This is a genomic window from Enterobacter cloacae complex sp. SHL020 (assembly GCF_049236945.1).
Classification (GTDB): Bacteria; Pseudomonadota; Gammaproteobacteria; order Enterobacterales; family Enterobacteriaceae; genus Enterobacter; species Enterobacter dykesii.
This window is the reverse complement of sequence record NZ_JBMKJF010000003.1, coordinates 207,958-233,665: the sequence shown is the minus strand read 5'-3', so window position 1 is coordinate 233,665 and position 25,708 is coordinate 207,958. Positions and strand designations below refer to the sequence as shown.

Annotated in this window: 23 protein-coding genes and 1 pseudogene; 16 read left to right on the top strand and 8 right to left on the bottom strand. The window is 57.7% G+C overall.

The features are described 5' to 3' along the window. Positions 1-45: 45 nt before the first annotated feature. On the top strand, positions 46-1,098 hold the full coding sequence (locus ACOTZB_RS09925) for a patatin-like phospholipase family protein (protein WP_257831513.1): 1,053 nt from the start codon (positions 46-48) through the stop codon (positions 1,096-1,098). Continuing rightward, entirely contained in the window at positions 1,095-1,877 is a 783-nt protein-coding gene (locus ACOTZB_RS09920) for a TatD family hydrolase (protein WP_421627017.1), read from the top strand. Before ACOTZB_RS09925 ends, ACOTZB_RS09920 begins: the two co-directional genes overlap by 4 nt. Here ACOTZB_RS09920 and ACOTZB_RS09915 read toward each other — a convergent pair. Then, positions 1,872-2,732: a YjjW family glycine radical enzyme activase gene (locus ACOTZB_RS09915; protein WP_421627016.1), complete on the bottom strand. Its 861-nt coding sequence runs from the start codon at positions 2,730-2,732 to the stop codon at positions 1,872-1,874. The two genes, ACOTZB_RS09920 and ACOTZB_RS09915, sit on opposite strands and share 6 nt — an antisense overlap. Beyond that, positions 2,707-4,242, bottom strand: a complete 1,536-nt coding sequence (locus tag ACOTZB_RS09910; protein ID WP_421627015.1) for a YjjI family glycine radical enzyme — start codon at positions 4,240-4,242, stop codon at positions 2,707-2,709. Before ACOTZB_RS09910 ends, ACOTZB_RS09915 begins: the two co-directional genes overlap by 26 nt. A 262-nt stretch (positions 4,243-4,504) precedes the next feature. Here ACOTZB_RS09910 and deoC point away from each other — a divergent pair, with 262 nt between their 5' ends. From deoC to deoD, 4 genes are all read left to right on the top strand, one after another. Then, on the top strand, positions 4,505-5,284 hold the full coding sequence (deoC, locus tag ACOTZB_RS09905; protein ID WP_003856543.1) for a deoxyribose-phosphate aldolase: 780 nt from the start codon (positions 4,505-4,507) through the stop codon (positions 5,282-5,284). Positions 5,285-5,337: 53 nt separating this feature from the next. After that, on the top strand, positions 5,338-6,660 hold the full coding sequence (gene deoA / locus ACOTZB_RS09900; RefSeq protein ID WP_047651601.1) for a thymidine phosphorylase: 1,323 nt from the start codon (positions 5,338-5,340) through the stop codon (positions 6,658-6,660). Positions 6,661-6,713: 53 nt separating this feature from the next. Further along, positions 6,714-7,937, top strand: a complete 1,224-nt coding sequence (gene deoB / locus ACOTZB_RS09895; RefSeq protein WP_033144579.1) for a phosphopentomutase — start codon at positions 6,714-6,716, stop codon at positions 7,935-7,937. 89 nt (positions 7,938-8,026) lie between these two features. After that, positions 8,027-8,749, top strand: coding sequence for a purine-nucleoside phosphorylase (deoD, locus tag ACOTZB_RS09890; protein ID WP_010427122.1), 723 nt, complete (start codon positions 8,027-8,029; stop codon positions 8,747-8,749). Positions 8,750-8,810: 61 nt separating this feature from the next. Here deoD and lplA read toward each other — a convergent pair whose 3' ends face one another. Further along, positions 8,811-9,827, bottom strand: coding sequence for a lipoate--protein ligase LplA (gene lplA, locus ACOTZB_RS09885; RefSeq protein ID WP_368525954.1), 1,017 nt, complete (start codon positions 9,825-9,827; stop codon positions 8,811-8,813). A 39-nt stretch (positions 9,828-9,866) separates the two neighbouring features. Continuing rightward, the gene (locus ACOTZB_RS09880) at positions 9,867-10,511 is read right to left on the bottom strand and encodes a YtjB family periplasmic protein (protein ID WP_421627014.1); all 645 of its coding nucleotides are present in this window, start codon (positions 10,509-10,511) and stop codon (positions 9,867-9,869) included. 117 nt (positions 10,512-10,628) lie between these two features. On the opposite strand from ACOTZB_RS09880, the gene serB reads away from it, so the two are divergent. The 3 genes from serB (at position 10,629) to nadR (ending at position 14,327) form a co-directional block, all read left to right on the top strand. Then, a complete protein-coding gene (serB, locus tag ACOTZB_RS09875) occupies positions 10,629-11,597 on the top strand; it encodes a phosphoserine phosphatase (protein ID WP_023310325.1) in 969 nt (322 codons plus the stop codon). Between the two features lie 74 nt (positions 11,598-11,671). After that, the gene (radA, locus tag ACOTZB_RS09870; RefSeq protein WP_023310326.1) at positions 11,672-13,057 is read left to right on the top strand and encodes a DNA repair protein RadA; all 1,386 of its coding nucleotides are present in this window, start codon (positions 11,672-11,674) and stop codon (positions 13,055-13,057) included. A gap of 37 nt (positions 13,058-13,094) precedes the next feature. Continuing rightward, positions 13,095-14,327 (top strand): multifunctional transcriptional regulator/nicotinamide-nucleotide adenylyltransferase/ribosylnicotinamide kinase NadR, encoded by a 1,233-nt coding sequence (gene nadR, locus ACOTZB_RS09865; RefSeq protein WP_015572616.1) that lies wholly within the window; start codon positions 13,095-13,097, stop codon positions 14,325-14,327. Between the two features lie 96 nt (positions 14,328-14,423). On the opposite strand, the gene ACOTZB_RS09860 is transcribed toward nadR, so the two are convergent. After that, complete coding sequence (locus tag ACOTZB_RS09860) at positions 14,424-15,425, bottom strand: zinc-binding alcohol dehydrogenase family protein (protein ID WP_023310327.1); 1,002 nt, start codon at positions 15,423-15,425, stop codon at positions 14,424-14,426. 108 nt (positions 15,426-15,533) lie between these two features. On the opposite strand from ACOTZB_RS09860, the pseudogene ACOTZB_RS09855 reads away from it, so the two are divergent. After that, positions 15,534-16,434: pseudogene (locus ACOTZB_RS09855) on the top strand (LysR family transcriptional regulator). A gap of 91 nt (positions 16,435-16,525) precedes the next feature. Here ACOTZB_RS09855 and ettA read toward each other — a convergent pair. Further along, positions 16,526-18,193, bottom strand: coding sequence for an energy-dependent translational throttle protein EttA (gene ettA, locus ACOTZB_RS09850; protein WP_003856515.1), 1,668 nt, complete (start codon positions 18,191-18,193; stop codon positions 16,526-16,528). Between the two features lie 227 nt (positions 18,194-18,420). Between ettA and sltY the strand changes: the two genes are divergently transcribed. Beyond that, positions 18,421-20,358 carry a murein transglycosylase gene (gene sltY, locus ACOTZB_RS09845; RefSeq protein ID WP_023310329.1) on the top strand — a complete coding sequence of 646 codons (1,938 nt, stop codon included), beginning with the start codon at positions 18,421-18,423 and terminating at the stop codon, positions 20,356-20,358. Positions 20,359-20,413: 55 nt separating this feature from the next. Beyond that, on the top strand, positions 20,414-20,743 hold the full coding sequence (trpR, locus tag ACOTZB_RS09840) for a trp operon repressor (protein WP_023310330.1): 330 nt from the start codon (positions 20,414-20,416) through the stop codon (positions 20,741-20,743). Between the two features lie 27 nt (positions 20,744-20,770). Here the strand turns inward: trpR and yjjX are convergent, their stop codons facing one another. Then, positions 20,771-21,286, bottom strand: a complete 516-nt coding sequence (yjjX, locus tag ACOTZB_RS09835) for an inosine/xanthosine triphosphatase (RefSeq protein ID WP_023310331.1) — start codon at positions 21,284-21,286, stop codon at positions 20,771-20,773. A 50-nt stretch (positions 21,287-21,336) separates the two neighbouring features. Between yjjX and gpmB the strand changes: the two genes are divergently transcribed. After that, on the top strand, positions 21,337-21,984 hold the full coding sequence (gpmB, locus tag ACOTZB_RS09830) for a 2,3-diphosphoglycerate-dependent phosphoglycerate mutase GpmB (RefSeq protein ID WP_023310332.1): 648 nt from the start codon (positions 21,337-21,339) through the stop codon (positions 21,982-21,984). Here the strand turns inward: gpmB and robA are convergent. Then, positions 21,981-22,850, bottom strand: coding sequence for an MDR efflux pump AcrAB transcriptional activator RobA (gene robA, locus ACOTZB_RS09825; RefSeq protein ID WP_047651588.1), 870 nt, complete (start codon positions 22,848-22,850; stop codon positions 21,981-21,983). The genes gpmB and robA overlap by 4 nt on opposite strands. A 211-nt stretch (positions 22,851-23,061) precedes the next feature. On the opposite strand from robA, the gene creA reads away from it, so the two are divergent. The 3 genes from creA to creC are packed head-to-tail and all read left to right on the top strand — an operon-like array spanning position 23,062 to position 25,660. Further along, complete coding sequence (gene creA, locus ACOTZB_RS09820) at positions 23,062-23,532, top strand: protein CreA (RefSeq protein ID WP_023334448.1); 471 nt, start codon at positions 23,062-23,064, stop codon at positions 23,530-23,532. Between the two features lie 14 nt (positions 23,533-23,546). Further along, positions 23,547-24,236 carry a two-component system response regulator CreB gene (creB, locus tag ACOTZB_RS09815; RefSeq protein WP_193805075.1) on the top strand — a complete coding sequence of 230 codons (690 nt, stop codon included), beginning with the start codon at positions 23,547-23,549 and terminating at the stop codon, positions 24,234-24,236. Further along, complete coding sequence (gene creC, locus ACOTZB_RS09810) at positions 24,236-25,660, top strand: two-component system sensor histidine kinase CreC (RefSeq protein ID WP_421627013.1); 1,425 nt, start codon at positions 24,236-24,238, stop codon at positions 25,658-25,660. Before creB ends, creC begins: the two co-directional genes overlap by 1 nt. Positions 25,661-25,708: the final 48 nt, after the last annotated feature.

Sequence of the window (25,708 nt, the reverse complement as noted above, 5' to 3'; positions counted from 1 at the left end):
GCGTTACTGTGGTGTTATAAAATAATCAAAAACAGGAAAGCAGAGGTGGGGCAACGAATTCCCGTTACGCTCGGCAATATTGCGCCGCTGACGTTAAAACCGTTCCGCGCAGGTCAACTCGCGCTGGTCTGCGAAGGTGGAGGACAGCGCGGCATTTTCACCGCCGGCGTGCTGGACGAATTTATGCGCGCGCAGTTCAACCCGTTTGACCTTTACTTCGGCACCTCTGCCGGGGCGCAGAACCTCTCTGCTTATGTTTGTAATCAACCTGGCTATGCGCGAAGGGTAATCATGCGCTACACCACGGCAAAAGAATTTTTTAATCCGGTGCGCTTTGTGCGCGGCGGCAACCTGATCGATCTTGACTGGCTGCTGGAGTCGACCTCCAGCCAGATGCCGCTGGCCATGGATACTGCTGCCCGTCTGTTTGATAGCGGCAAAGAGTTCTGGATGTGCGCCAGCCGGGGCGATGACTATTCGCCGGGCTATTTTTCTCCTCAGAAGGAGAACTGGCTGGACATCATCCGCGCCTCCAGCGCGATCCCCGGCTTTTATCGTACCGGTGCCCTGCTGGACGGCATTAGCTACCTGGACGGTGGGATCAGTGACGCGGTGCCGGTGCAGGAAGCCGCCCGGCGCGGGGCGAAAACCATTGTGGTGATCCGTACCGTGCCGTCGCAAATGTATTACACGCCGCAGTGGTTTAAACGGATGGAGCGCTGGCTGGGCGACAGCAGCCTACAGCCGCTGGTGAACATCGCGAAGCAGCATGAAACCACCTACGGCGCGATGCAGCGCTTCATTGAAAAACCGCCGGGTAAGCTGCGTATTTTTGAAATCTATCCGCCTAAGCCGCTGCTGAGCATGGCCCTGGGCAGCCGCGTCCCTGCGCTGCGCATGGATTACAAAACGGGGCGGCTGTGCGGGCGCTATTTCCTGGCTACGGTGGGGAAAATGCTGGCGGAGCAACCGCCGCTTCATCGTCATAAACGCATTATTTTGCCGCCTGCGATTGTCGCCAATGACGCTCTGACGACGCCGCTGGTGGATATTCCGCAGGCGAATGACGCTTTACTGGATAACGAGGATCTGGCGTGACGTACCGCTTTGTCGATACCCATTGTCACTTTGATTTCCCGCCTTTTACGGGAGATGAAGAGCAAAGCATTGCGAAAGCTGCCGAGGCAGGCGTTCAGGCCATCATTGTGCCGGCAGTGGAAGCGGCCTATTTTTCCCGGGTGCTGGATCTTTCCACCCGGCACCCCGCGCTCTATGCCGCGCTCGGCCTGCATCCGATCGTGATTGAGCGGCATCTTGATGAGCACATTGAGAGGCTTGATGAGGTCGTGCAGACCGCAGGAGACAAACTTGTCGCCATCGGTGAGATCGGCCTCGATCTTTACCGTGAGGATCCGCAGTTTGAGCGCCAGCAGACGATCCTCGACGCGCAGCTCAGGCTGGCGAAGCGCCACGATCTGCCGGTGATCCTCCACTCAAGACGCACGCACGATAAGCTGGCGATGCACCTGAAACGCGTCGATCTGCCGCGCAGGGGCGTAGTGCACGGTTTCTCCGGCAGCCTGCAGCAGGCGCAGCGTTTTATTGAGCTGGGCTATAAAATCGGCGTCGGTGGCACCATCACCTATCCGCGTGCCAGTAAAACTCGGGACGTGATGGCACAGCTGCCGCTGTCGGCGCTTCTGCTGGAAACCGACGCGCCGGATATGCCGCTGAATGGTTTTCAGGGCCAGCCGAATCGTCCGGAACAGGCGGCGCGCGTGTTTACCACCCTGTGTGAACTGCGACAGGAGCCAGAAGAGGTGATTGCCGGTGCGCTGCTTGAAAACACCCGTTCGGTATTTGGCATCACGCTATAGGTAAAGCGCCGGACGAATCACCGTTATCTTCTGTTTTTCCAGCGCCCGCGCCAGGGGTTCAACGTCCTCGGGCGTGGCGCTGCGCCACGACGCCGCCTCACCGTAAACGCCATGCGCATGAAACGCGTTGATGCGCACCGGAACATTCCCAAGCCCGTGGATAAAGGTCGTTAGCGGTTTGAGGTGTTCCAGATAATCACACTGCTCCGGAATCACCAGCAGGCGGAGCTCCGTCAAACGGTGACGATCTGCCAGCCAGCGGATGCTCTGCTTGATCTGCGGGTTTTCGCGCCCGGTCAGGAAGCGGTGATGCGCGTTCCCCCACGCCTTCAGATCCAGCATCGCGCCATCCAGTACCGGCAGCAGCTTTTGCCAGCCGGTTTCGCTTAACAGACCGTTGCTGTCTACCAGGCAGGTGAGGTGGCGCAGGGTGGGATCGGCTTTGATCGCGGTGAACAGAGCGATCAAAAACGGTAATTGCGTAGTGGCTTCACCGCCGCTGACGGTGATCCCTTCGATAAACGGGGCGGATTTGCGGACCTGGGTGAGGATCTCTTCCACGTTGAAGCGGTGCGCCATAGGCGTTGCCTGCTGCTGACACAGGTGCAGGCAGGTGTCGCACTGCTGGCAGTCACTCTCCTGCCACCAGACGCGTCCGGCCTGAATAGTCAGCGCGTCGTGCGGGCAGTGGGGCACGCAGTCCCCGCAGTCGTTGCAGCGGCCGATCGTCCACGGGTTGTGGCAGGTTTTACAGCGCAGGTTGCAGCCCTGCAGAAACAGCGCCAGGCGGCTGCCCGGCCCGTCCACGCAGGAAAAAGGAATAACCTGACTAACTAAAGCGCATCTGCTGTTCATGGCTTATCACGCGCGGCTGACGTTCCAGAATGCGGGTATTACGTGCGGCCTCTTCGCCCAGCCACGTGGTATTGGTGCGCGATCCGGCTTCCCGGTATTTCTCCAGATCCGATAATCGCACCATATAACCGGTCACGCGGACCAGATCGTTACCCGCCACGTTGGCGGTAAATTCACGCATACCCGCCCTGAACGCGCCCAGGCAAAGCTGAACTACCGCCTGCGGGTTACGTTTTACCGTCTCATCCAGCGTCAGGATATCGCTTATCCCGGAAGAGTAGTGTTTGTGGTGAGGAGCTACCGCCAGCAAATGGCTGATGGGATCCGGCTCGTCGCCGTAGGGCAGACGCGCGCCCGGCGTGGTGCCCGAGTCGGAACTGATCCCCGACTGCGCATGGAGCATCGCGCGCTGCTTCCAGCCGTATTTCACCGGCGTGCTTTCAACGAACGCCGCAAGCTGTTCGCTGATGCGATAGCCCAGCGCGTTGGCCTGCTCGTCTTTTCCGTAACGGCCTTCAATGCCCTCCTTTTCACAGAGCGTATTCACCGCTTCCGCCAGGCCGTACATGCCAAACATGGGCACAAACCGATCGGCATCAATCAGCCCCTCTTTGACCAGGAAGCTATTCTCAAAGAAGCCAGATTGCTCGTACAGGAAACCGCAGCGTGCATCGATGATGGCAATTTGCTGCTGGCAGTAGTGCGGGAGCGTGCGGGTGAAGAAGTCTTCAATGGATGTGCTGCGTTCAGCAATGGCTTTGAGGTTAAGGCGCACCAGGGTGCTGCCACCGCCTGCAAGCGGCAGAGAGTTGTAACAGCTCACCACGCCGTAACGGCCTTTTGTGAAAATTTTATCATTCACTGGGCCATTAGAAATGTGCGGTTTGCTGCATTCACATATGTTTTTTGCCACCTCAAGCAGCAGGTCGTCAGGGGTGATATCGGGATCGTAGATAAAGGTCAGGTTCGGTGCAACCTGCTTCAGCTCTGCATCGGCACGCAGAATGGCACGGGTAATGGGGCCGTCAGCAGGCCCGATGTTTGCGTGCATAAACGCATCCGGCAGCGTACGGTCGAGATAGCGCCAGAAACGTTTTATTCGGCTATTGATTTCTTCTTGTGTTAGAATTCTAACATACGGTTGCAGCAGCGCATCAAGCTGACCGAGATAGACCGGCATCGATGTGACGGACGGAACATGATGGTAGAGGATGGTTAACAGCGAGAGGGCGTCGTCGAGATCTTTCGCGCCTTCCAGCTCCAGCCATTCTGAACCGTTAGCCAGAAATTTTGCGTAATCCGGCAGAACGTAACGGGGTTTGTAGGGCGCATGGCCTTCGAACATGTCGCAGATAAACCCCTCGTCCAGCGCGGCGCGCGCGGCCTCAGGAAGTGCCGGATACGGCAGGTTGTTTTCCGCTTCCAGCGCCAAAAAATGACGTTTTTGTTCCGGGGTTAACACCGGGCTTGTCACAATCTGCTGGCAACGTTGCTGCAGGGCGTCGGGCATGTTCGCTTCCTTGAATGTTCTACGGATGATGACCGGATTGTAGGAAGCCAGCCTGTCGGGGCTTTTGATCCGACAGGGGGTATCGCTGCTTTAGTCGGCAATTTACGCGCTAAAGTTTGAAGAAGATCTCATTACAGTAATGCAAATTTGTACGCAGTTTTCATTAACTGTGATGAATGTCGAAGTGTGGATGCGGGTGAATGTTAGAATACTCACAGACCCGCAAGGTAAAATTTATACGGCACTGCCGTTGGAGATTGTTATGACCGATTTAACTGCAAGCAGCCTGCGCGCGTTGAAACTGATGGACCTGACCACCCTGAACGATGACGACACCAATGAAAAAGTCATCGCCCTGTGCCATCAGGCGAAAACGCCGGTGGGTAATACCGCAGCCGTTTGTATCTACCCGCGCTTTATCCCTATTGCCCGTAAGACGCTGAAAGAGCAGGGTACGCCGGACGTGCGCATTGCAACCGTAACTAACTTCCCGCACGGCAACGATGATATCGAGATTGCGCTGGCTGAAACCCGCGCGGCGATTGCTTACGGCGCAGACGAAGTTGACGTGGTGTTCCCGTACCGCGCGCTGATCGCCGGCAACGAGCAGGTCGGTTTTGACCTGGTGAAAGCCTGTAAAGACGCGTGCGCGGCGGCAAACGTGCTGCTGAAAGTGATCATCGAAACCGGCGAGCTGAAAGAAGAAGCGCTGATTCGTAAAGCATCTGAAATCTCCATCAAAGCCGGTGCGGATTTCATTAAAACCTCTACCGGTAAAGTGCCGGTGAATGCGACCCCGGAAAGCGCGCGCATCATGATGGAAGTGATCCGCGACATGGGCGTGTCCAAAACCGTTGGTTTCAAACCCGCGGGCGGCGTGCGTACTGCCGAAGACGCGCAGCAGTTCCTGGCGATTGCCGACGAGCTGTTTGGCGCCGACTGGGCGGACTCCCGTCACTACCGCTTCGGCGCGTCCAGCCTGCTGGCTAGCCTGCTGAAAGCGCTGGGTCACGGCGACGGTAAGAGCGCAAGCAGCTACTAAGATTTGAATTGCCGGGTGAGCGTAGCGACCCCGGCCTACTTCGGGAGGTTACCGTGTTTCTCGCACAAGAAATTATTCGTAAAAAACGTGATGGTCATGCATTAAGCGACGAAGAGATCCGCTTCTTTATCAACGGCATTCGTGATAACACCGTCTCAGAAGGGCAGATTGCGGCTCTGGCGATGACCATTTTCTTCCACGATATGTCGATGCCTGAGCGCGTGTCGCTGACCATGGCGATGCGAGATTCAGGAACCGTTCTGGACTGGAAAAGCCTCAACCTTAACGGCCCGATTGTGGATAAACACTCCACCGGCGGCGTGGGCGATGTGACGTCTCTGATGCTCGGCCCGATGGTGGCAGCCTGCGGCGGTTACATCCCGATGATCTCCGGGCGCGGCCTGGGCCACACCGGCGGTACGCTCGACAAACTGGAAGCCATTCCGGGCTTCGATATCTTCCCGGACGACAACCGCTTCCGCGACATTATTAAAGACGTTGGTGTGGCGATTATCGGCCAGACCAGCTCTCTTGCTCCGGCAGACAAGCGTTTCTACGCGACCCGCGACATCACCGCGACTGTTGACTCCATCCCGCTGATCACCGCCTCTATCCTGGCGAAGAAACTGGCAGAAGGGCTGGACGCGCTGGTGATGGACGTGAAGGTCGGCAGCGGCGCGTTTATGCCGACCTATGAACTCTCAGAGGCGCTGGCCGAAGCGATCGTTGGCGTCTCCAACGGCGCGGGCGTGCGCACTACCGCGCTGCTCACCGACATGAACCAGGTGCTGGCGTCCAGCGCCGGTAACGCGGTCGAAGTGCGTGAAGCGGTGCAGTTCCTGACCGGTGAATACCGTAACCCGCGTCTGTTCGACGTCACCATGGCGCTGTGCGTTGAGATGTTAATCTCCGGCAAGCTGGCCAAAGACGACGCAGAAGCCCGCGCGAAACTGCAGGCGGTGCTGGACAACGGCAAAGCGGCGGACATTTTCGGCCGCATGGTTGCAGCCCAGAAAGGCCCGACCGATTTCGTCGAAAACTACGCGAAATACCTGCCAACCGCGACGCTCAGCAAAGCGGTGTATGCCGATAGCGAAGGGTTTGTCTCTGCGATGGACACCCGTGCGCTGGGTATGGCGGTGGTCTCGATGGGCGGCGGCCGTCGTCAGGCGTCAGACACCATTGATTACAGCGTCGGCTTTACCGATATGGCCCGTCTGGGCGACAGCGTTGACGGTCAACGTCCGCTGGCAGTGATCCACGCGAAAGACGAAGCCAGCTGGCAGGAAGCGGCTAAAGCGGTAAAAGCGGCTATTACGCTTGACGATAAAGCGCCGGAAACCACACCGACTGTCTATCGCCGTATCACCGAATAGCGGTATACTGATCTGATCGATAATTTTTGAAGCACTACGTACGGAGAACAATTATGAAACGTGCATTTATTATGGTGCTGGACTCATTCGGCATCGGCGCAACCGAAGATGCAGAACGTTTTGGTGACGTGGGTTCCGATACCATGGGCCACATCGCGGAAGCCTGTGCGAAAGGCGAAGCGGACAACGGTCGTAAAGGCCCTCTGACTCTACCTAACCTGACCCGCCTCGGGCTGGTGAAAGCGCATGAAGGCTCTACCGGTAAAATCGCAGCCGGTATGGACGGCAACGCGGAAGTCGTGGGCGCCTACGCCTGGGCTCACGAGCTCTCCTCCGGTAAAGACACCCCGTCTGGCCACTGGGAAATCGCCGGTGTGCCGGTGCTGTTCGACTGGGGTTACTTCTCCGATCACGAGAACAGCTTCCCGCAGGAGCTGCTCGATAAGCTGGTGAAGCGTGCCAACCTGCCGGGCTACCTCGGTAACTGCCACTCTTCCGGTACCGTGATTCTGGATCAGCTCGGCGAAGAGCACATGAAAACCGGCAAGCCGATTTTCTATACCTCTGCTGACTCCGTGTTTCAGATTGCATGCCATGAAGAGACGTTTGGCCTGGATAAACTCTACGAGCTGTGCGAAATCGCCCGTGAAGAGCTGACCGAAGGCGGCTACAACATTGGTCGCGTGATCGCGCGTCCGTTCATCGGCGACAAAGCGGGTAACTTCCAGCGTACCGGTAACCGTCACGACCTGGCGGTTGAGCCACCGGCGCCAACCGTGCTGCAGAAGCTGGTTGAAGAGAAAGACGGCCACGTGGTTTCCGTGGGTAAAATCGCGGATATCTACGCCAACTGCGGCATCACCAAAAAAGTGAAAGCCACCGGTCTGGATGCGCTGTTCGATGCCACCATCAAAGAGATGAAAGAAGCGGGCGACAAGACCATTGTCTTCACCAACTTCGTGGACTTCGACTCCTCCTGGGGCCACCGTCGCGACGTCGCAGGCTATGCGGCCGGTCTTGAGCTGTTCGACCGCCGTCTGCCGGAGCTGATGGAGCTGGTGGGTGAAGATGACATTCTGATCCTGACCGCGGACCACGGCTGTGACCCAACCTGGACCGGTACCGACCACACCCGTGAGCACATTCCGGTGCTGGTGTACGGCCCGAAAGTGAAGCCGGGCTCGCTCGGTCACCGTGAAACTTTCGCGGACATCGGCCAGACCCTGGCGAAATACTTTGGTACGTCTGACATGGAATATGGCAAGGCCATGTTCTGAATCATGTTGGGTGAGGTCTGATGCCCTCACCCCGGCCCTCTCCCACAGGAAGAGGGTGAAAAGAATAAACAATGTAAAAGGAACTGAAGATGGCAACTCCTCACATTAACGCAGAAATGGGTGATTTCGCTGACGTCGTATTGATGCCGGGCGACCCGCTGCGCGCGAAGCACATTGCAGAAACTTTCCTGGAAGACGTGCGTGAAGTGAACAACGTTCGCGGCATGCTGGGCTTCACCGGTACCTATAAAGGCCGCAAAATCTCAGTTATGGGCCACGGTATGGGTATCCCATCCTGCTCTATCTATACTAAAGAGCTGATCACCGACTTCGGCGTGAAGAAAATCATCCGCGTGGGCTCCTGCGGCGCGGTGCGCATGGACGTTAAGCTGCGCGACATCGTTATCGGTATGGGTGCCTGCACCGATTCCAAAGTTAACCGCATGCGTTTCAAAGACCATGACTTCGCGGCGATTGCTGACTTCGGCATGGTGCGTGACGCGGTTGACGCGGCAAAAGCGCTGGGCGTTGAAGCGCGCGTGGGTAACATCTTCTCTGCTGACCTGTTCTATGCCCCGGACGGCGGCGAGATGTTCGACGTAATGGAAAAATACGGCATCCTGGGCGTGGAAATGGAAGCGGCGGGTATCTACGGCGTGGCGGCTGAGTTTGGTGCGAAAGCGCTGACCATCTGCACCGTATCTGACCACATCCGTACTCACGAGCAGACCACCGCTGCCGAGCGTCAGACCACGTTCAACGACATGATCAAAATCGCGCTGGAATCCGTTCTGCTGGGCGATAAAGAGTAATTCTGTCTCTTCCCTCCCTCTCCCTGCGGGAGAGGGCCGGGGTGAGGGCATCAGACCGCACCTAGCGCACGGCCTGTGCAATCCACGCCGACAGCTCCCGCAGCTCTTTTTCCTGCTCCGGGAAATCTCCGAGCAACGCGTCGCATTCCTGCTGCAGCATATCTGCCCTGTACAAACAGCCCTGCAAACGTGCCGACAGCGCCTCTAACGGTGCCGGGTTAAGGCTATCGGTAAACACCTGCGTGCGGGTGATATGGCCTTTCTCCACGTCAAAATGCAGCTCCACGCCGCCCCAGGTAAAACGCTCGTCCAGCAGATGGGAAAACGCAGGGGCCTGACCGAAGTTCCACTCCCAGCTGCTCTGGCGGGCGAAGGTTTCGGCGAAGTTGGGCAGGTCTGGGGTTTTGTCAGGTGAGATGACTTCTGCTTCCACGCGCTCGCCGTAATATTCAAAGAACGCGTCACGGATCGCATCGCAAATCTGCTCGTGCGTAATTCCCGGCAGCAGTTCCACCAGATTTGCCACGCGGCCGCGTACGGAGGTAATTCCTTTGGCCTGGAGCTTTTTCTTATCCGGATTCAGGTAGTTCGCCAGACGGCTCAGGTCAGCGTTCAGCAACAGGGTGCCGTGGTGGAAGCCGCGATCCATCGTTTCGCGGTAGGCGGAGCCGGAGACCTTCCGGTCGCCCTCGGGGGTTTTCACCACCAGATCGTTACGCCCGGACGCTTCCGCCGTCACGCCGAGTGAATTGAGCGCGTTGAGGACGATGGACGTTGAGATGGTTTTATCGTATTCCGGTTTGCCCGCCATAAAGGTAAAGCAGGTATTGCCCAGATCGTGAAACACCGCGCCGCCGCCGCTGCTGCGGCGCGCGAGACGGACGTTGTCCTCTTCCATGCGCCGCGTATTGCACTCTTTCCACGGGTTTTGCGCGCGGCCGATGACCACCGTATCGGCGTTCCGCCAGAGAAACAGTACGCGCTGGGTGGCGGGCATCTGGCGGAAGATGCACTCTTCTACCGCGAGATTAAACCAGGGATCGTAAGAGTCAGAGATAAGCAGGCGTAACGTCGTCATGGCAAAGTTCCTTTTCCGAATCGTTCGCCTACTTTATCACTAATCTTTCTTCTCGCTCTCTTCGTCTTCGGGGACGGATTTGCTGGCGGTCAGCAGGAACGGGGATTGCTGCCAGCGCGAGCGCTTGCCGCGAAGCAGGGTACGCGCCAGCACAACGCCGATGGCGAGCGAAAGCAGCAGCATCAGGCGCAGAATATTGGTGGTATTATCGACCTGTTTGGCTTCAGTAGGCAGGGTGTGGGTATCGAGGGTCAGGCGCAGATAGCCCAGCGGGCCATTCTTCCCCTGAATAGGTTCAACAATCTGCTGGTTGAAGTAGCCGCCGGCTTTTTTGCCGTCCAGCGCCAGCCTGTCTCGCACGTCGACGTGCTCGCCCGCGCGGGCAATCAGGTTGCCTTGCTCATCATAGACGCCAGCATCAAGAATGCGGCTGTTCTCCGTGAGCAGGCGTAAAACCTGGCCTATCCGCTTATCGTCCGGCGTTTCGGTACGCATGGACTGCGCGACGTTGAGCGTCACCTGGCGTGCCAGCGTACGGGCAAGTTCTTCAAACTGCGGGTTGCGTTGCCGTTGATGGTTCTGGCTAAACCACGATGCCCCTTGCATCAGCACCACTACGAGTGCGAGACAGGAAAGGACAATCACGGCGCGATGAAGCCGGAATTTCAGTTTTGCGCGAGCCATATTCCACCTGCTGAAAATTTACGGCTTAATGTTGCCAGAAGTGATGGTTACAGGGTAGCCTCATGCGTTATTTTCCCTCTGCAACCTTCCGGCGCGAACGAAATTACAGGAGCTTTAATGCCGAACATTACCTGGTGTGACCTGCCAACGGATGTCTCTTTATGGCCAGGATTGCCGCTCTCTTTAAGTGGCGATGAGGTGATGCCTCTGGATTACCATGCCGGTCGTAGCGGCTGGCTCCTCTACGGACGCGGTCTGGATAAGCAACGCCTGACCCAGTATCAAAGCAAGCTGGGTGCGGCAATGGTCATCGTCGCCGCCTGGTGCGTGGAAGACTACCAGGTTATTCGCCTGGCGGGTTCCCTGACGCAGCGCGCAACGCGTCTGGCGCATGACGCGGGGCTGGACGTCGCGCCGCTGGGCAAAATTCCGCACCTGAAAACTCCGGGCCTGCTGGTGATGGACATGGACTCTACCGCCATTCAGATCGAGTGTATCGACGAGATTGCGAAGCTGGCGGGCAGCGGCGAGCTGGTGGCGGAAGTTACCGAGCGTGCGATGCGCGGCGAGCTGGACTTCACCGCCAGCCTGAGACAGCGCGTGGCGACCCTGAAAGGGGCCGATGCCAACATTCTGCGCCAGGTGCGCGACGTGCTGCCGCTGATGCCAGGGCTGACGCAGCTGGTGCTGAAGCTGCAATCCCTCGGCTGGAAGGTGGCGATTGCCTCCGGTGGCTTCACCTTCTTCGCGGATTACCTGCGGGAAAAACTGCATCTGACCACCGTGGTGGCCAATGAGCTGGAGATCATGGACGGCAAGCTGACCGGCCAGGTAATCGGCGATATCGTAGATGCCCAGTACAAAGCCAATACGCTGACGCGTCTGGCGGAAAAATATGAAATTCCGGTCGTCCAGACCGTCGCCATCGGCGATGGCGCGAACGACCTGCCGATGATCAAAGCCGCCGGGCTGGGCATTGCCTACCACGCCAAGCCAAAAGTGAATGAAAAGACGGAAGTCACTATCCGTCACGCTGACCTGATGGGGGTGTTCTGCATTCTCTCCGGCAGCATTAATCAGAAATAACGGTCTGCTTTGTAGGCCGGGTAAGCGTAAGCGCCGCCCGGCACGCAGGCCGCACAGAAATAACGAGGTAAACCGTGGCGAAAGCTCCAAAACGCGCATTTGTTTGTAATGAATGTGGTGCGGATTATCCGCGCTGGCAGGGGCAATGCAGCGCCTGTCATGCCTGGAACACCATCACCGAAGTGCGTGGTGTGGCGGCTTCGCCGAGCGTGGCGCGCAATGAACGCCTGAGCGGCTATGCCGGTAACGCGGGCGTGGCGAAGGTGCAAAAACTTTCGGACATCAGCCTCGAAGAGCTGCCGCGCTTCTCCACCGGGTTCAAAGAGTTTGACCGCGTGCTCGGCGGCGGCGTGGTGCCGGGCAGCGCGATCCTGATCGGCGGTAACCCGGGCGCGGGTAAATCGACCCTGCTGCTGCAAACGCTCTGCAGGCTCGCCGAACAGATGAAAACCCTGTACGTCACGGGCGAAGAATCACTCCAGCAGGTGGCGATGCGCGCGCACCGTCTGGGCCTGCCGACCGGCAACCTGAACATGCTCTCCGAAACCAGCATCGAGCAGATCTGCATGATCGCTGAAGAAGAGCAGCCGAAGCTGATGGTGATCGACTCCATCCAGGTGATGCACATGGCGGACATTCAGTCTTCGCCGGGCAGCGTCGCGCAGGTGCGTGAAACCGCGGCTTACCTGACGCGCTTTGCCAAAACGCGCGGCGTGGCGATTGTGATGGTCGGCCACGTGACCAAAGACGGCTCGCTGGCCGGGCCGAAGGTGCTGGAACACTGTATCGACTGCTCCGTAATGCTCGATGGCGACGCGGATTCTCGCTTCCGTACCCTGCGCAGCCACAAGAACCGCTTTGGGGCGGTGAACGAACTGGGCGTGTTTGCCATGACCGAACAGGGGCTGCGCGAAGTCAGCAATCCGTCGGCCATCTTCCTGAGCCGCGGCGATGAGATCACCTCCGGCAGCTCGGTGATGGTGCTGTGGGAGGGGACGCGCCCGCTGCTTGTTGAAATTCAGGCGCTGGTGGACGTGTCGATGATGGGCAACCCGCGGCGCGTGGCGGTCGGTCTGGAACAGAACCGTCTGGCGATCCTGCTGGCGGTGCTGCACCGTCACGGCGGGCTGCAGATGGCGGATCAGGACGTCTTCGTTAACGTGGTCGGCGGCGTCAAAGTCACGGAGACCAGCGCAGACCTGGCGCTGCTGCTGGCGATGGTCTCCAGCCTGCGAGACAGACCGCTGCCGCAGGATCTGGTGGTATTCGGCGAAGTGGGCCTCGCCGGGGAAATCCGTCCGGTACCCAGCGGCCAGGAGCGTATCTCCGAGGCGGCAAAACACGGTTTCCGCCGGGCGATCGTTCCCGCCGCCAACGTGCCGAAAAAGATCCCGGAAGGGATGCAGGTATTTGGCGTGAAAAAACTCGCAGATGCGTTAAATGTCTTTGACGACTTATAATTACGTAAATTTGATTTTGCAGGAGGCACCGTAATTTATGTCATCATTTGACTACATCAAGACCGCAATCCGCCAGAAGGGCTGCACGCTGCAGCAGGTGGCGGACGCCAGCGGCATGACCAAAGGCTACCTGAGCCAGCTGCTGAACGCCAAAATCAAAAGCCCCAGCGCGCAGAAGCTGGAAGCGCTGCACCGCTTTCTGGGGCTGGAGTTCCCGCGTATGCAAAAGAACATCGGCGTGGTGTTCGGCAAGTTTTACCCCCTGCATACCGGACATATCTATCTGATCCAGCGCGCCTGTAGCCAGGTTGACGAGCTGCATATCATCATGGGATACGACGAAACCCGTGACCGTCAGCTGTTTGAAGACAGCGCCATGTCGCAGCAGCCGACCGTGCCGGACCGCCTGCGCTGGCTGCTCCAGACCTTTAAGTATCAGAAAAATATTCGTATTCATGCCTTTAACGAAGAGGGCATGGAGCCGTATCCGCACGGCTGGGACGTGTGGAGCAACGGCATCAAAGCGTTTATGGAAGAGAAGGGCATTGCGCCTAACTGGATCTACACCTCTGAAGAGTCCGACGCGCCGCAGTTCCGCGAGCATCTGGGTATCGAGACGGTGCTTATCGACCCGAAACGTACCTTTATGAACATCAGCGGAGCGCAGATCCGCGAGAACCCGTTCCGCTACTGGGATTACATCCCGACCGAGGTGAAGCCGTTCTTCGTGCGTACCGTCGCGATCCTGGGCGGCGAGTCGAGCGGGAAATCAACGCTGGTCAACAAGCTGGCGAACATCTTCAACACCACCAGCGCGTGGGAGTACGGCCGCGATTACGTCTTCTCGCACCTTGGCGGCGACGAGATGGCGCTGCAGTATTCCGACTACGACAAAATCGCGCTCGGTCATGCCCAGTACATTGATTTTGCGGTCAAATACGCCAACAAGGTGGCATTTATCGATACCGATTTTGTCACCACCCAGGCGTTCTGTAAAAAATACGAAGGGCGCGAGCACCCGTTCGTGCAGGCGCTGATTGACGAATACCGCTTTGACCTGGTGATCCTGCTGGAAAACAACACCCCGTGGGTGGCCGACGGTATGCGCAGCCTCGGCAGCTCCGTAGACAGGCGAGAGTTTCAGACTATGCTGGTGGAGATGCTCAACGAAAACAACGTTGAGTTTGTCCATGTGGAAGAGTCTGACTATGACTCCCGTTTCCTGCGCTGCGTCGAGCTGGTGAAGGAGATGATGGGGGAGCAGGGGTAAAAACTTACCCCTCACCCTAACCCTCTCCCACAGGGAGAGGGGACGTTAACCTCCCTCTCCCTGTGGGAGAGGGACGGGGTGAGGGCATCAAGCCACTCAGAACTCAACCACCACTTTCCCCCGCATATGTCCCTCCAGCACTTTACGGTGCGCCTCGGTAATGCTCTCCACGCTCAGCCCGTGCAGCGTTTCACTCAGTGAGCTTTCCACCACGCCGTTATCCACCAGCTTTGCCACCTCATTGAGGATCTCACCCTGACGCGCCATATCCGCGGTCTGATACATGCTGCGGGTGTACATAAATTCCCAGTGCAGGGCGGCGGATTTGGACTTCAGCTTGTCCTGGTTCAGCGGACGTTCATTCTCAACGATGGAACAGATATGCCCCTGAGGCGCAATCAGGTCGCTGACCGCATCCCAGTGCCCGTCGGTGTCGTTGAGGATGAAAATGTAATCCACAAAGGTCAGCCCCTGTTTCGTCAGCTCCCCTTTCAGGTCGCGGTAGTTGACGACAACGTCAGCCCCGCGATCGCGACACCAGCGGGCGGAATCTTCTCTTGATGCCGTCGCGATGATTTTCACCTTGCTGTTGTGCTTTGCAAAGGGGATCGCCAGCGATCCCACTCCGCCCGCGCCGCCAATGATCAGCAGCGTTTTATCCGCCCCGGCATCCTGAATGTTCAGCCGCTCGAATAATCCTTCCCAGGCTGTAAGGGCGGTCAGTGGCAACGCGGCAGCCGCGGCCCAGCCGAGGCTGGCAGGCTTGTGCCCGACAATGCGCGCGTCGATCAGCTGGTGCGTGGTATTGCTGCCCGGGCGGGTAATGTCGCCCGCGTACCACACTTCATCCCCCGGTTTGAATCCGGTGACGCCACCCCCAACGGCTTTGACGATCCCGCTGGCATCCCACCCGAGGATGCGCGGCTCATTCAGCCCGTTCCTGGCAATGCCCGCATGGACTTTGGTATCGACCGGGTTAACGGAGACGGCTTTCACCTCCACCAGCAGATCGTGCTCGCCGGGCTGCGGCATTGGCGGGGTGATTTCAATGAAGGTGGACGGATTTTCTGGGTTAACGGCAATGGCTTTGACAGACATGGTGTACTCCTCAATGAAATGCGTTTTGTTGAGGCTAGTCTATAAAGTGGCCAGCTGCGTGATAAGATGGACAATCAAGAACTCAGCGTTCGTACAGGGTGAACAATCATGTTTAAACAGCTGCAGGATATGGCGCTGTTCGCGCTGGTGGCGGAGATGGGCAGCTTTACCGCTGCCGCGCAGAAAGCCGAACTGCCGAAATCCAGCGTAAGCCAGCGAATTAGCCAGCTGGAACAGCAGGTGGGTATCCGCCTGCTGAACCGCACCACGCGCAGGATCAGCCTCACGTTTGCGGGCGAGCACTATCTGGTGCACTGTCGCGAGATGCTGGCGGCCAGCGAGCGGGCAGAGTACGCCATTCAGCGCCTGCGCGAAAACCCCAGCGGGCGGCTGCGGATCACCTGTCCGGCGGGGATAGGGGCGACGCTGCTGGCGCATATGAACGCCGAGTTCCAGCTTCGCTATCCTGACGTTTCGCTGGATGTGTCAATTTCTGATGATGTGGTGGATCTGGTCGAGGCCGGTTTTGACGTAGCGCTGCGCACCGGTAAGCCGCAGGACTCCTCCCTGATTGGCCGGATGATCGGGCACTGCCCGCGTTATATGCTGGCCTCGCCGGACTATCTGGCGCGTCGGGATCCGCTGACGCATCCCCGCCAGCTGGTGGAGCACCGCTGCATTACGCACAGGGCGTGGTCGGAGTGGCTTCTGCGAAGCGAGAGCGAGGATTACCGCTACCTGCCGGATAACGCGCACATGACCGATAATCTGGTATACGCCCGCGAGTGTGCGATTGCCGGTGCGGGGGATCACGCTCTTACCCGCATTTCTGCTGGAAGATAAAATTGAAAAAGGTGCGCTGGTTCAGGTGCTGCCGGAGTGGAATGTTGAAGGTAACGATCTGTGGCTGGCGTATCCAAGCCGCAAGCTGAACTCGCCCGCGCTGATGAGCTATATCGACTTTGCGATGCAGTTTGACGAGGTGAAGCGGTATTACGTGGGTGGCTGAATTTGTGCGGCCTGATGCCCTCACCCTGACCCTCTCCCACGGGGAGAGGGTACAAACATAAAAAACGGCAACCGAGGTTGCCGTTTTGCTTTTATTTCGCGATACGCTTGTACTTAATACGCTTCGGCTCCAGCGCGTCGGCGCCCAGCGTGCGTTTCTTGTACTCTTCGTATTCGGTGAAGTTACCTTCGAAGAACTCCACTTTACCTTCGTCCTGGTAGTCCAGGATGTGGGTCGCGATACGGTCCAGGAACCAGCGGTCGTGCGAGATAACCATCGCGCAGCCCGGGAACTCCAGCAGGGCGTTTTCCAGCGCGCGCAGGGTTTCAATATCCAGGTCGTTGGTTGGTTCATCAAGCAGCAGAACGTTACCGCCCACCTGCAGCAGCTTCGCCAGGTGCAGACGACCGCGCTCACCGCCGGACAGTTCGCCCACGCGTTTGCCCTGGTCGGTGCCTTTGAAGTTAAAGCGGCCAACATAGGCGCGGCTTGGCATCTCGGTGTTGCCGATACGCATGATATCCAGACCGCCGGAGACTTCTTCCCACACGGTTTTGCTGTTATCCATCGCGTCACGGAACTGGTCAACGGAGGCCAGCTTCACGGTCTCACCCAGGGTGATAGAGCCGCTGTCAGGCTGTTCCTGGCCGGACATCATGCGGAACAGGGTCGATTTACCCGCGCCGTTCGGACCGATGATGCCAACGATAGCGCCTTTCGGTACGGAGAAGGTCAGGTCGTCGATCAGCACACGGTCGCCGTAGGACTTACGCAGGTTGGTCACTTCAACCACTTTATCCCCCAGACGTGCTCCAGGTGGAATAAACAGTTCGTTGGTTTCGTTACGTTTCTGGTATTCGGTGTTGTTCAGCTCTTCGAAGCGTGCCAGACGGGCTTTGCCCTTAGACTGGCGGCCTTTCGCGCCCTGACGAACCCACTCCAGCTCTTTCTCGATAGACTTACGACGCGCCGCTTCCTGTGAAGCTTCCTGCGCCAGACGCTGATCTTTCTGCTCCAGCCAGGAAGAGTAGTTGCCTTCCCACGGAATACCTTCACCGCGGTCCAGCTCCAGGATCCAGCCAGCGACGTTGTCGAGGAAGTAACGGTCGTGGGTAATCGCCACAACGGTGCCTTCGAAGTCGTGCAGGAAGCGCTCCAGCCACGCCACGGATTCTGCATCCAGGTGGTTAGTCGGTTCGTCGAGCAGCAGCATGTCTGGTTTTTCCAGCAGCAGGCGGCACAGCGCCACGCGGCGGCGTTCACCACCGGAGAGGTTAGCGATTTTCGCATCCCAATCCGGCAGACGCAGGGCATCAGCCGCGCGCTCCAGCTGCACGTTCAGATTGTGACCGTCGTGCGCCTGGATGATCTCTTCATACTTGCCCTGCTGTGCGGCCAGCTTGTCGAAGTCCGCATCCGGCTCGGCGTATTTGGCATACACTTCGTCCAGACCTTTCAGCGCGTTAACCACTTCGGATACCGCTTCTTCAACGGATTCGCGAACGGTGTGTTCCGGGTTCAGCTGAGGTTCCTGCGGCAGGTAACCAATCTTGATGCCAGGCTGCGGACGGGCTTCACCTTCGATGTCTGTATCAATGCCGGCCATGATGCGCAGCAGGGTGGACTTACCGGCACCGTTGAGACCCAGAACACCGATTTTTGCGCCCGGGAAGAAGCTCAGCGAGATATTTTTAAGAATATGACGTTTCGGCGGGACAACTTTGCCGACACGATGCATGGTATAAACGAATTGAGCCACGTTGGACTTCGCCTCTTTTATCGTAATGAGAAGGAATTTCAGCCTCGAAGTGTAGCCTTTTTCACGTCCTAATCCCAGCCAGGAACGTCGGGAGTGTTAAAACGCGCAAGAAAGGTAAAAAAGTGTCCATGACGTGGCGCGTTGAAGGATGCCTGGTTAGCATAAGTTAATTAGACTTTGACGTAGCAAGACGCTGCAATTGACGAAAAAACAATGAGGAAGAGCTTGTGGAAAAAGCCAAACGGGTGGTCTGGCGTCTGCTGGCTGCCAGCGTATGCGTAATGGCGGTAAGCCAGGCGGTGCATGCCGATTCACTGGATGAACAACGTAACCGCTACGCCCAGATTAAACAGGCGTGGGACAACAAGCAGATGGATACCGTGCAGGCGCTAATGCCGACGCTAAAGGATTATCCGCTGTATCCGTATCTGGAGTATCGCCAGATCACGGACGACCTGATGAACCAACCTACCGTCACCGTGAATAACTTCATTCAGGCGAACCCGACTCTGCCGCCTGCCCGAAATCTCCAGTCTCGCTTTGTGAATGAGCTGGCGCGTCGCGAAGACTGGCGCGGCCTGCTGGCGTTTAGCCCTGAGAAGCCGAATGCCACCGAAGCCCAGTGTAACTATTACTACGCAAAATGGGCGACCGGCCAGCAGGAAGAGGCCTGGGCAGGAGCGAAAGAGCTCTGGCTGACCGGAAAAAACCAGCCGAACGCCTGTGATTCCCTGTTTAGCGCGTGGCGTGCTTCCGGCAAGCAGGATCCGCTGTCCTACCTTGAGCGCATCCGTCTGGCGATGAAAGCCGGTAACACGCGTCTGGTGACCACGCTGGCGGGGCAGATGCCGTCCGATTACCAGACGATCTCCACGGCGGTTATCGGGCTTGCAAACGATCCCAACAGCGTGCTGACCTTTGCCCGCAGTACGGGCGCGACCGATTTCACCCGCCAGATGGCGGCGGTGGCCTTTGCCAGCGTGGCGCGTGACGATGTGGAAAACGCGCGGCTGATGATCCCGCAGCTGGTGCAGGCGCAGCAGCTCAATGAGGAGCAAACCCAGGAGCTGCGCGACATCGTGGCGTGGCGACTGATGGGCACCGATGTGACCGATGAACAGGCGCGCTGGCGTGACGATGCGATTATGCGTTCGAATTCTACGTCGCTGGTGGAACGCCGCGTGCGCATGGCGCTGGGCACGGGCGATCGCCGTGGGCTGAATACATGGCTCGCGCGCTTGCCAATGGAGGCCAAAGAGAAAGACGAATGGCGCTACTGGCAGGCCGATCTGCTGATGGAGCGCGGCCGTGATGATGAAGCCAAAGAGATCCTCCATACGCTGATGCAGCAGCGCGGGTTTTACCCGATGGCAGCCGCGCAGCGTCTGGGCGAGGAGTACACCTTCCGCATTGATAAAGCGCCTGCCAACGCGAACCCGGCGCTGACGCAGGGGCCAGAAATGGCGCGCGTTCGCGAGCTGATGTACTGGAATATGGATAACACCGCGCGCAGCGAGTGGGCGAATCTGGTGACCAGCCGCACCACCGACGAGAAAGCCCAGCTTGCCCGCTATGCGTTTGATAATCACTGGTGGGATCTCAGCGTGCAGGCGACGATCGCCGGCAAGCTTTGGGATCATCTGGAAGAGCGTTTCCCGCTGGCGTACAAAGATCTTTTCGATCGCTACACCAGCGGTAAAGATATCCCGCAAAGCTACGCGATGGCGATTGCCCGTCAGGAGAGCGCGTGGAACCCGAAAGTCCGTTCCCCGGTGGGCGCCAGCGGCCTGATGCAGATTATGCCAGGCACGGCGACGCACACGGTGAAGATGTTTAATATTCCGGGGTACAGCAGTCCGTCGCAGCTTCTGGATCCGGATACCAACATCAATATCGGTACCAGCTATCTCCAGTACGTGTATCAGCAGTTCGGCAATAACCGCATCTTCTCATCGGCGGCGTATAACGCGGGGCCAGGACGCGTGCGCACCTGGCTCGGCAACAGCGCCGGACGCATCGACGCGGTAGCGTTTGTGGAGAGCATCCCGTTCTCGGAAACGCGCGGCTACGTGAAGAACGTGCTGGCCTATGACGCTTACTATCGCTACTTCATGGGGCAGAAAGATACCCTGATGAGCGATGCCGAGTGGCAGAGGCGTTACTGATCGGCGTGGGTTGTGTTATGCTGTACTCGCTAAAGAGTACAAGAGGCAGCATAACATGACCCAGCATTCCCCGTATTCCTCGGCAATGGCCGAACAACGTCATCTGGAGTGGCTTCGTTTTGTGGAGCTGCTGCGTCAGTCTTACGAACAGGATCTGCATTTACCCCTGATGCAGCTGATGCTCACGCCGGACGAGCGTGAGGCGCTTGGCACGCGCGTGCGGATCATTGAAGAGCTGCTGCGCGGAGAAATGAGCCAGCGCGAGCTGAAAAATGAGCTCGGCGCGGGCATTGCAACGATCACCCGCGGCTCGAACAGCCTGAAGTCGGCGCCGGTTGAGCTGCGCCAGTGGCTGGAAGCGGTATTGCTGAAAAATGCCGGATGACGGCTTTTCTTTATCCGGCCAACAAACTTACCGATAAATCGCGTTATGGAACGGGCTTAACGCCAGAATCACGGCCTGGTGGTAAACGCCTGAACGCGTCAGCTTGCCAGCGGTAAAGACGCCAATAGCCCCTTCTTTACGGCCAATCTCATCGATGCCGGTGTACTGCGACATCACTGGCCCGAGCGCTTCACCCGCACGGACTTTTTCCAGAATGATTTCCGGCAGCGGCAGGGTGGCCGAACGCGCTTCACCGCGCTGCTCGCGGCTTTCGATGACAACCCAGCTAAAGGTTGCGCCTTCGTCGATACCTGCTTCAATCGCTACCCAAAAGTCAGCATCTGGTGCGGCAGCCTTAGCGTTTGCCACGCGATTTCGTGCGCCAGCGCGCGTTTCCTCGCTGCCAAACGGCTGTTCAGGAACGCCACTCTCGACGCCGATGGCCTCAATATGGCAGGATCCTGCGCCGAAGATCTCGTCAAATGCCCTTAGAATTGCCTGAATTTTGGCAGGATTAGTGGTAGCAGAGACAACATGGTGCATAATTAAGCTCGATTCAAAAAAAACTCATCGCAGTATAACGGAAAAAAAGCATGTTACAGGTATACCTTGTTCGCCACGGTGAAACGCAGTGGAACGCCGAGCGACGTATTCAAGGCCAGTCAGACAGTCCTCTCACCGAGAAGGGGGTGCAGCAAGCGTGGCAGGTGGCGGAACGCGCCAGAACGCTGGGCATTACCCACGTGATTACCAGCGATTTAGGTCGCACACAGCAGACGGCGCGCATCATCGCAGATGCCTGCGGCTGCGACGTCATGCTGGAGCCGCGCCTGCGCGAGCTGGATATGGGCGTGCTGGAGAAACGCCATATCGATACGCTGACGGAAGCGGAGGAAGGCTGGCGCCGCACGCTGGTGAACGGTACCGAAGATGGCCGTATTCCTGAAGGCGAATCCATGCAGGAGCTTAGCGTACGCATGCACGCCGCGCTGGCGGAATGCCTGAAACTTCCGGCTGGCAGCCGTCCGCTGCTGGTGAGTCACGGGATTGCGTTGGGTTGCCTGGTGAGCACTATTCTGGGGCTACCGGCCTACGCTGAGCGCCGTTTGCGTCTGCGCAACTGCTCCATTTCCCGGATTGATTATCAGGAAAGCGCGTGGCTGGCGTCGGGCTGGGTAGTGGAGATGGCAGGGGACATTTCGCATCTTGATGCCCCTGCGCTTGACGAACTGCAGCGTTAACGACGTATCGGAATCAAGAATTCCATACGCAGATTGATTGGGCCTTCTTCCGGTTTGGCATCCTGCGCCGGGTAGTAGCGCTCAATGTCCTGACCTTTACGGCGATTCAGATTCAGCATCGGCATGCAGGTTCCGTAAACGGTCAGGATAAACTCCTGAACTCCCGTTCCCAGCCCTTCATATGCGAACATCACGTATTCGCCGCCTTCCAGCACGACAGGCTTTGATCCCTGAATATAGCCATTGGCCATATCGGGCGTCAGCGCGGTGGTGTAGAACACCTCCTGCTCGTCGTCTTTTTCCTGGCTTGGGTGCGTTTCGTTGAGGCCGTACAGGATCGGCGGGATCGTCGGTGCGTGGCTCAGGAAATCGCGCCAGAACTGGACGCGCATCTGATGACGGAACTCTGAAATCTGCTCCAGGGAGCACGAATAGCTCTGCGTCGTGCCGATCAGATGGGTTTCCGGCAGTGTAATAATTTCATACTTCGGCATCGCGAATTCGCCCAGACGCAGCGGCGGACGCATACCAAACGAGCTCCAGTCAGGCGAGCGGCGATAAAGCGCTGGCGTCAACGAGAACTGTTTTTTAAAGGCGCGGGTGAAGGTCTGCTGGGAATCGAAACGATATTGCAGGGCAATATCCAGAATCGGCCGCGCGGTCAGGCGCAGTGCCACAGCAGATTTTGATAAACGACGTGCGCGAATATAGGCCCCGATAGCATGACCGGTGACATCCTTGAACATCCTTTGCAAATGCCACTTGGAATAGCCTGCTTTAGCCGCCACATTATCCAGTGACAAAGGCTGGTCGAGATGACCTTCCAGCCAGGTGAGCAGGTCGCGAATAATTCCAGCCTGATCCATATACTATCCTCATCCTTAAAACAGCAGGTGCCTGATAACAGGTTAGCGGATAATAGCATTTTTTGATGTTTTAGCATTCAGTGTTTTTTTTGCGCATTCATGCTTTTTAGAGCACATTACAGGCAGATATATTCTAATCCTGTGATCTTGCTACATTTTTGTCTAAAGTGTTGAATAATTGCTCAGTGTAATTTTAAAGAATGGTAACAATATGAAATACAAGACTTTGATCTTCACCGCGCTGATGCTGATGGTCGGGCGCGTGGCGCAGGCAGAACAGATTGGCTCCGTCGATACCGTGTTCAAAATGTTCGGCCCGGACCACAAAATCGTGGTGGAGGCGTTTGACGATCCGGACGTGAAAAACGTCACCTGCTACGTCAGCCGCGCAAAAACGGGCGGTATCAAAGGCGGGCTGGGACTGGCGGAAGATACCTCCGATGCAGCGATTTCTTGTCAGCAGGTGGGGCCAGTTGAGTTGAGCGATAAAATTAAAAACGGCAAAGCGCAGGGCGACGTGGTGTTCCAGAAACGGACCTCGCTGGTGTTTAAAAAGCTGCAGGTGGTGCGTTTCTATGATGCCAAACGCAACACCCTGGCTTACCTGGCCTATTCTGACAAAGTGGTGGAAGGCTCGCCGAAAAACGCGATCAGCGCGGTGCCGATTATGCCGTGGCATTAATTCAGGAATGAACCATGCAACAACCTGTGGTCTGGCTGGTTGAAGACGAAACCAGTATCGCCGATACGCTGATCTACATGCTTCAGCAGGAAGGATTCGCGGTAAAGGCGTTTGAACGCGGTTTACCCGTGCTGGAGGAGGCGCGGCGGCAGGCTCCGGCCCTCGCCATTCTGGACGTCGGGCTGCCGGACATCAGTGGATTTGAGCTTTGCCGCCAGCTGCTGGCGCAGCATCCCTCACTGCCCGTGCTGTTTCTGACGGCGCGCAGTGATGAGGTAGACAAGCTGCTTGGCCTGGAAATGGGCGCTGATGACTACGTTGCGAAACCTTTCTCCCCTCGTGAAGTCTGCGCCCGGGTGCGGACGATTTTACGGCGCATGCAGAAATCCGCCGCACCATCAGAAACGTTGCGTATCGGGCAGTTTGAACTGAACGAGCCTGCCGCGCGAATCAGCTGGTGCGGGGAAGCATTGCCCCTGACCCGCTATGAATTCTTGCTGCTCAAAACCTTGTTGCAGGCCCCCGGACGGGTCTTTTCTCGTCAGCAGCTCATGGACAAGGTGTGGGGTGAAGACGGCGACAGTTTCGACCGCACCGTGGACACCCACATCAAAACCCTGCGTGCCAAGCTGCGGGCGGTAAACGAGGAACTTTCACCCATCAGCACCCATCGTGGTATGGGCTACAGTCTGGGCCTTTACTGATGCGCATTGGGATGCGGCTATTGCTGGGGTACTTCCTGATCGTGGCCATCGCCGCGTGGTTTGTGCTGTCGATCTTTGTTCAGGAAGTAAAGCCCGGCGTGCGCAGGGCAACCGAGGGTACGTTAATCGATACTGCGACCTTACTCGCCGAAGTCGGGCGTGAGGATCTCCTCTCGGGCAATGCGCAGCAGGGCAAACTGGCACAGGCCTTTTCTCAGCTTCATCAGCGCCCTTTCCGCGCCAATATCGGCGGCATTCATAAAGTGCGTAACGAGTATCACGTCTACATGACCGATGCGCAGGGTCGCGTTGTGTTTGATTCCGCCGGTCTGGCCGTGGGGAAAGATTACTCGCGCTGGAACGATGTCTGGCTGACGCTTCGCGGCGAATACGGCGCGCGCAGTACGCAAAGCCATCCCGACGATCCGGAAAGCACGGTGATGTATGTTGCCGCGCCGGTTGTGGATCAGGACAAGATTATCGGCGTGGTGTCGGTCGGGAAACCTAACAGCGCGATGGCACCGGTTATCCATCGCAGCGAGCGGCGGATCCTGTGGGCAGGCGGGGCGCTGCTCGGCATTGCCCTGCTGATTGGCCTCGTTGTGGCGTGGTGGATCAATCGATCTATCGCGACGTTATCGCGCTATGCCGACTCGGTGACCACGGACACGCCTCTCCCGCTGCCTAATCCTGGCAGTAGCGAACTGCACAAGCTGGCATTGGCGCTGGAGAATATGCGCATTCGCCTGGAAGGGAAAAACTACATTGAACACTATGTCCATGCGCTGACCCACGAACTGAAAAGCCCCATCGCCGCCATACGCGGCGCGGCGGAAATTCTCTCCGAGCAGCCGCCGCCGCAGGTGGCCGCGCGGTTTATCGATAATATTCTGGTGCAAAACGCGCGTATGCAGTCGCTGGTTGAAAAACTGCTCACTCAGGCGCGTCTTGAAAATCGGGTCGAAATTACGCCTCAGATCGTCCGTGTCGACCTGCTGTTTACGCGTCTTGCCGACGCGCGCTCGGCGCTGTTGGCAGCAAAAGAGATTGTACTGACCCTCCAGCCCGCTTCGATTCATGTAGAAGGCGATCCCGACCTGCTCGAACAGGCACTCGGTAATTTACTGGATAACGCTATCGATTTTACGCCGCAGGGCGGCGCCATTGAACTGGCGGCCCGGGAAGTGCAGGGGCAGATACAGCTGATCGTCACCGACAGCGGAAGCGGGATACCGGATTACGCGCTGGATCGTATTTTTGAGCGCTTTTATTCCCTGCCGCGCGAGAACGGGTTGAAGAGCAGCGGGCTCGGGCTGGCGTTTGTTCAGGAGGTGGCGCGTCTGCATCAGGGAGAGATTATATTGCGTAATCATGATGAAGGTGGCGTGATGGCCACGCTGGTACTTCACCGTCCCTTCACATAACTTCAAACTGACCCCACATAGCCTGGTTACGCTCTCCTCATCATAAAG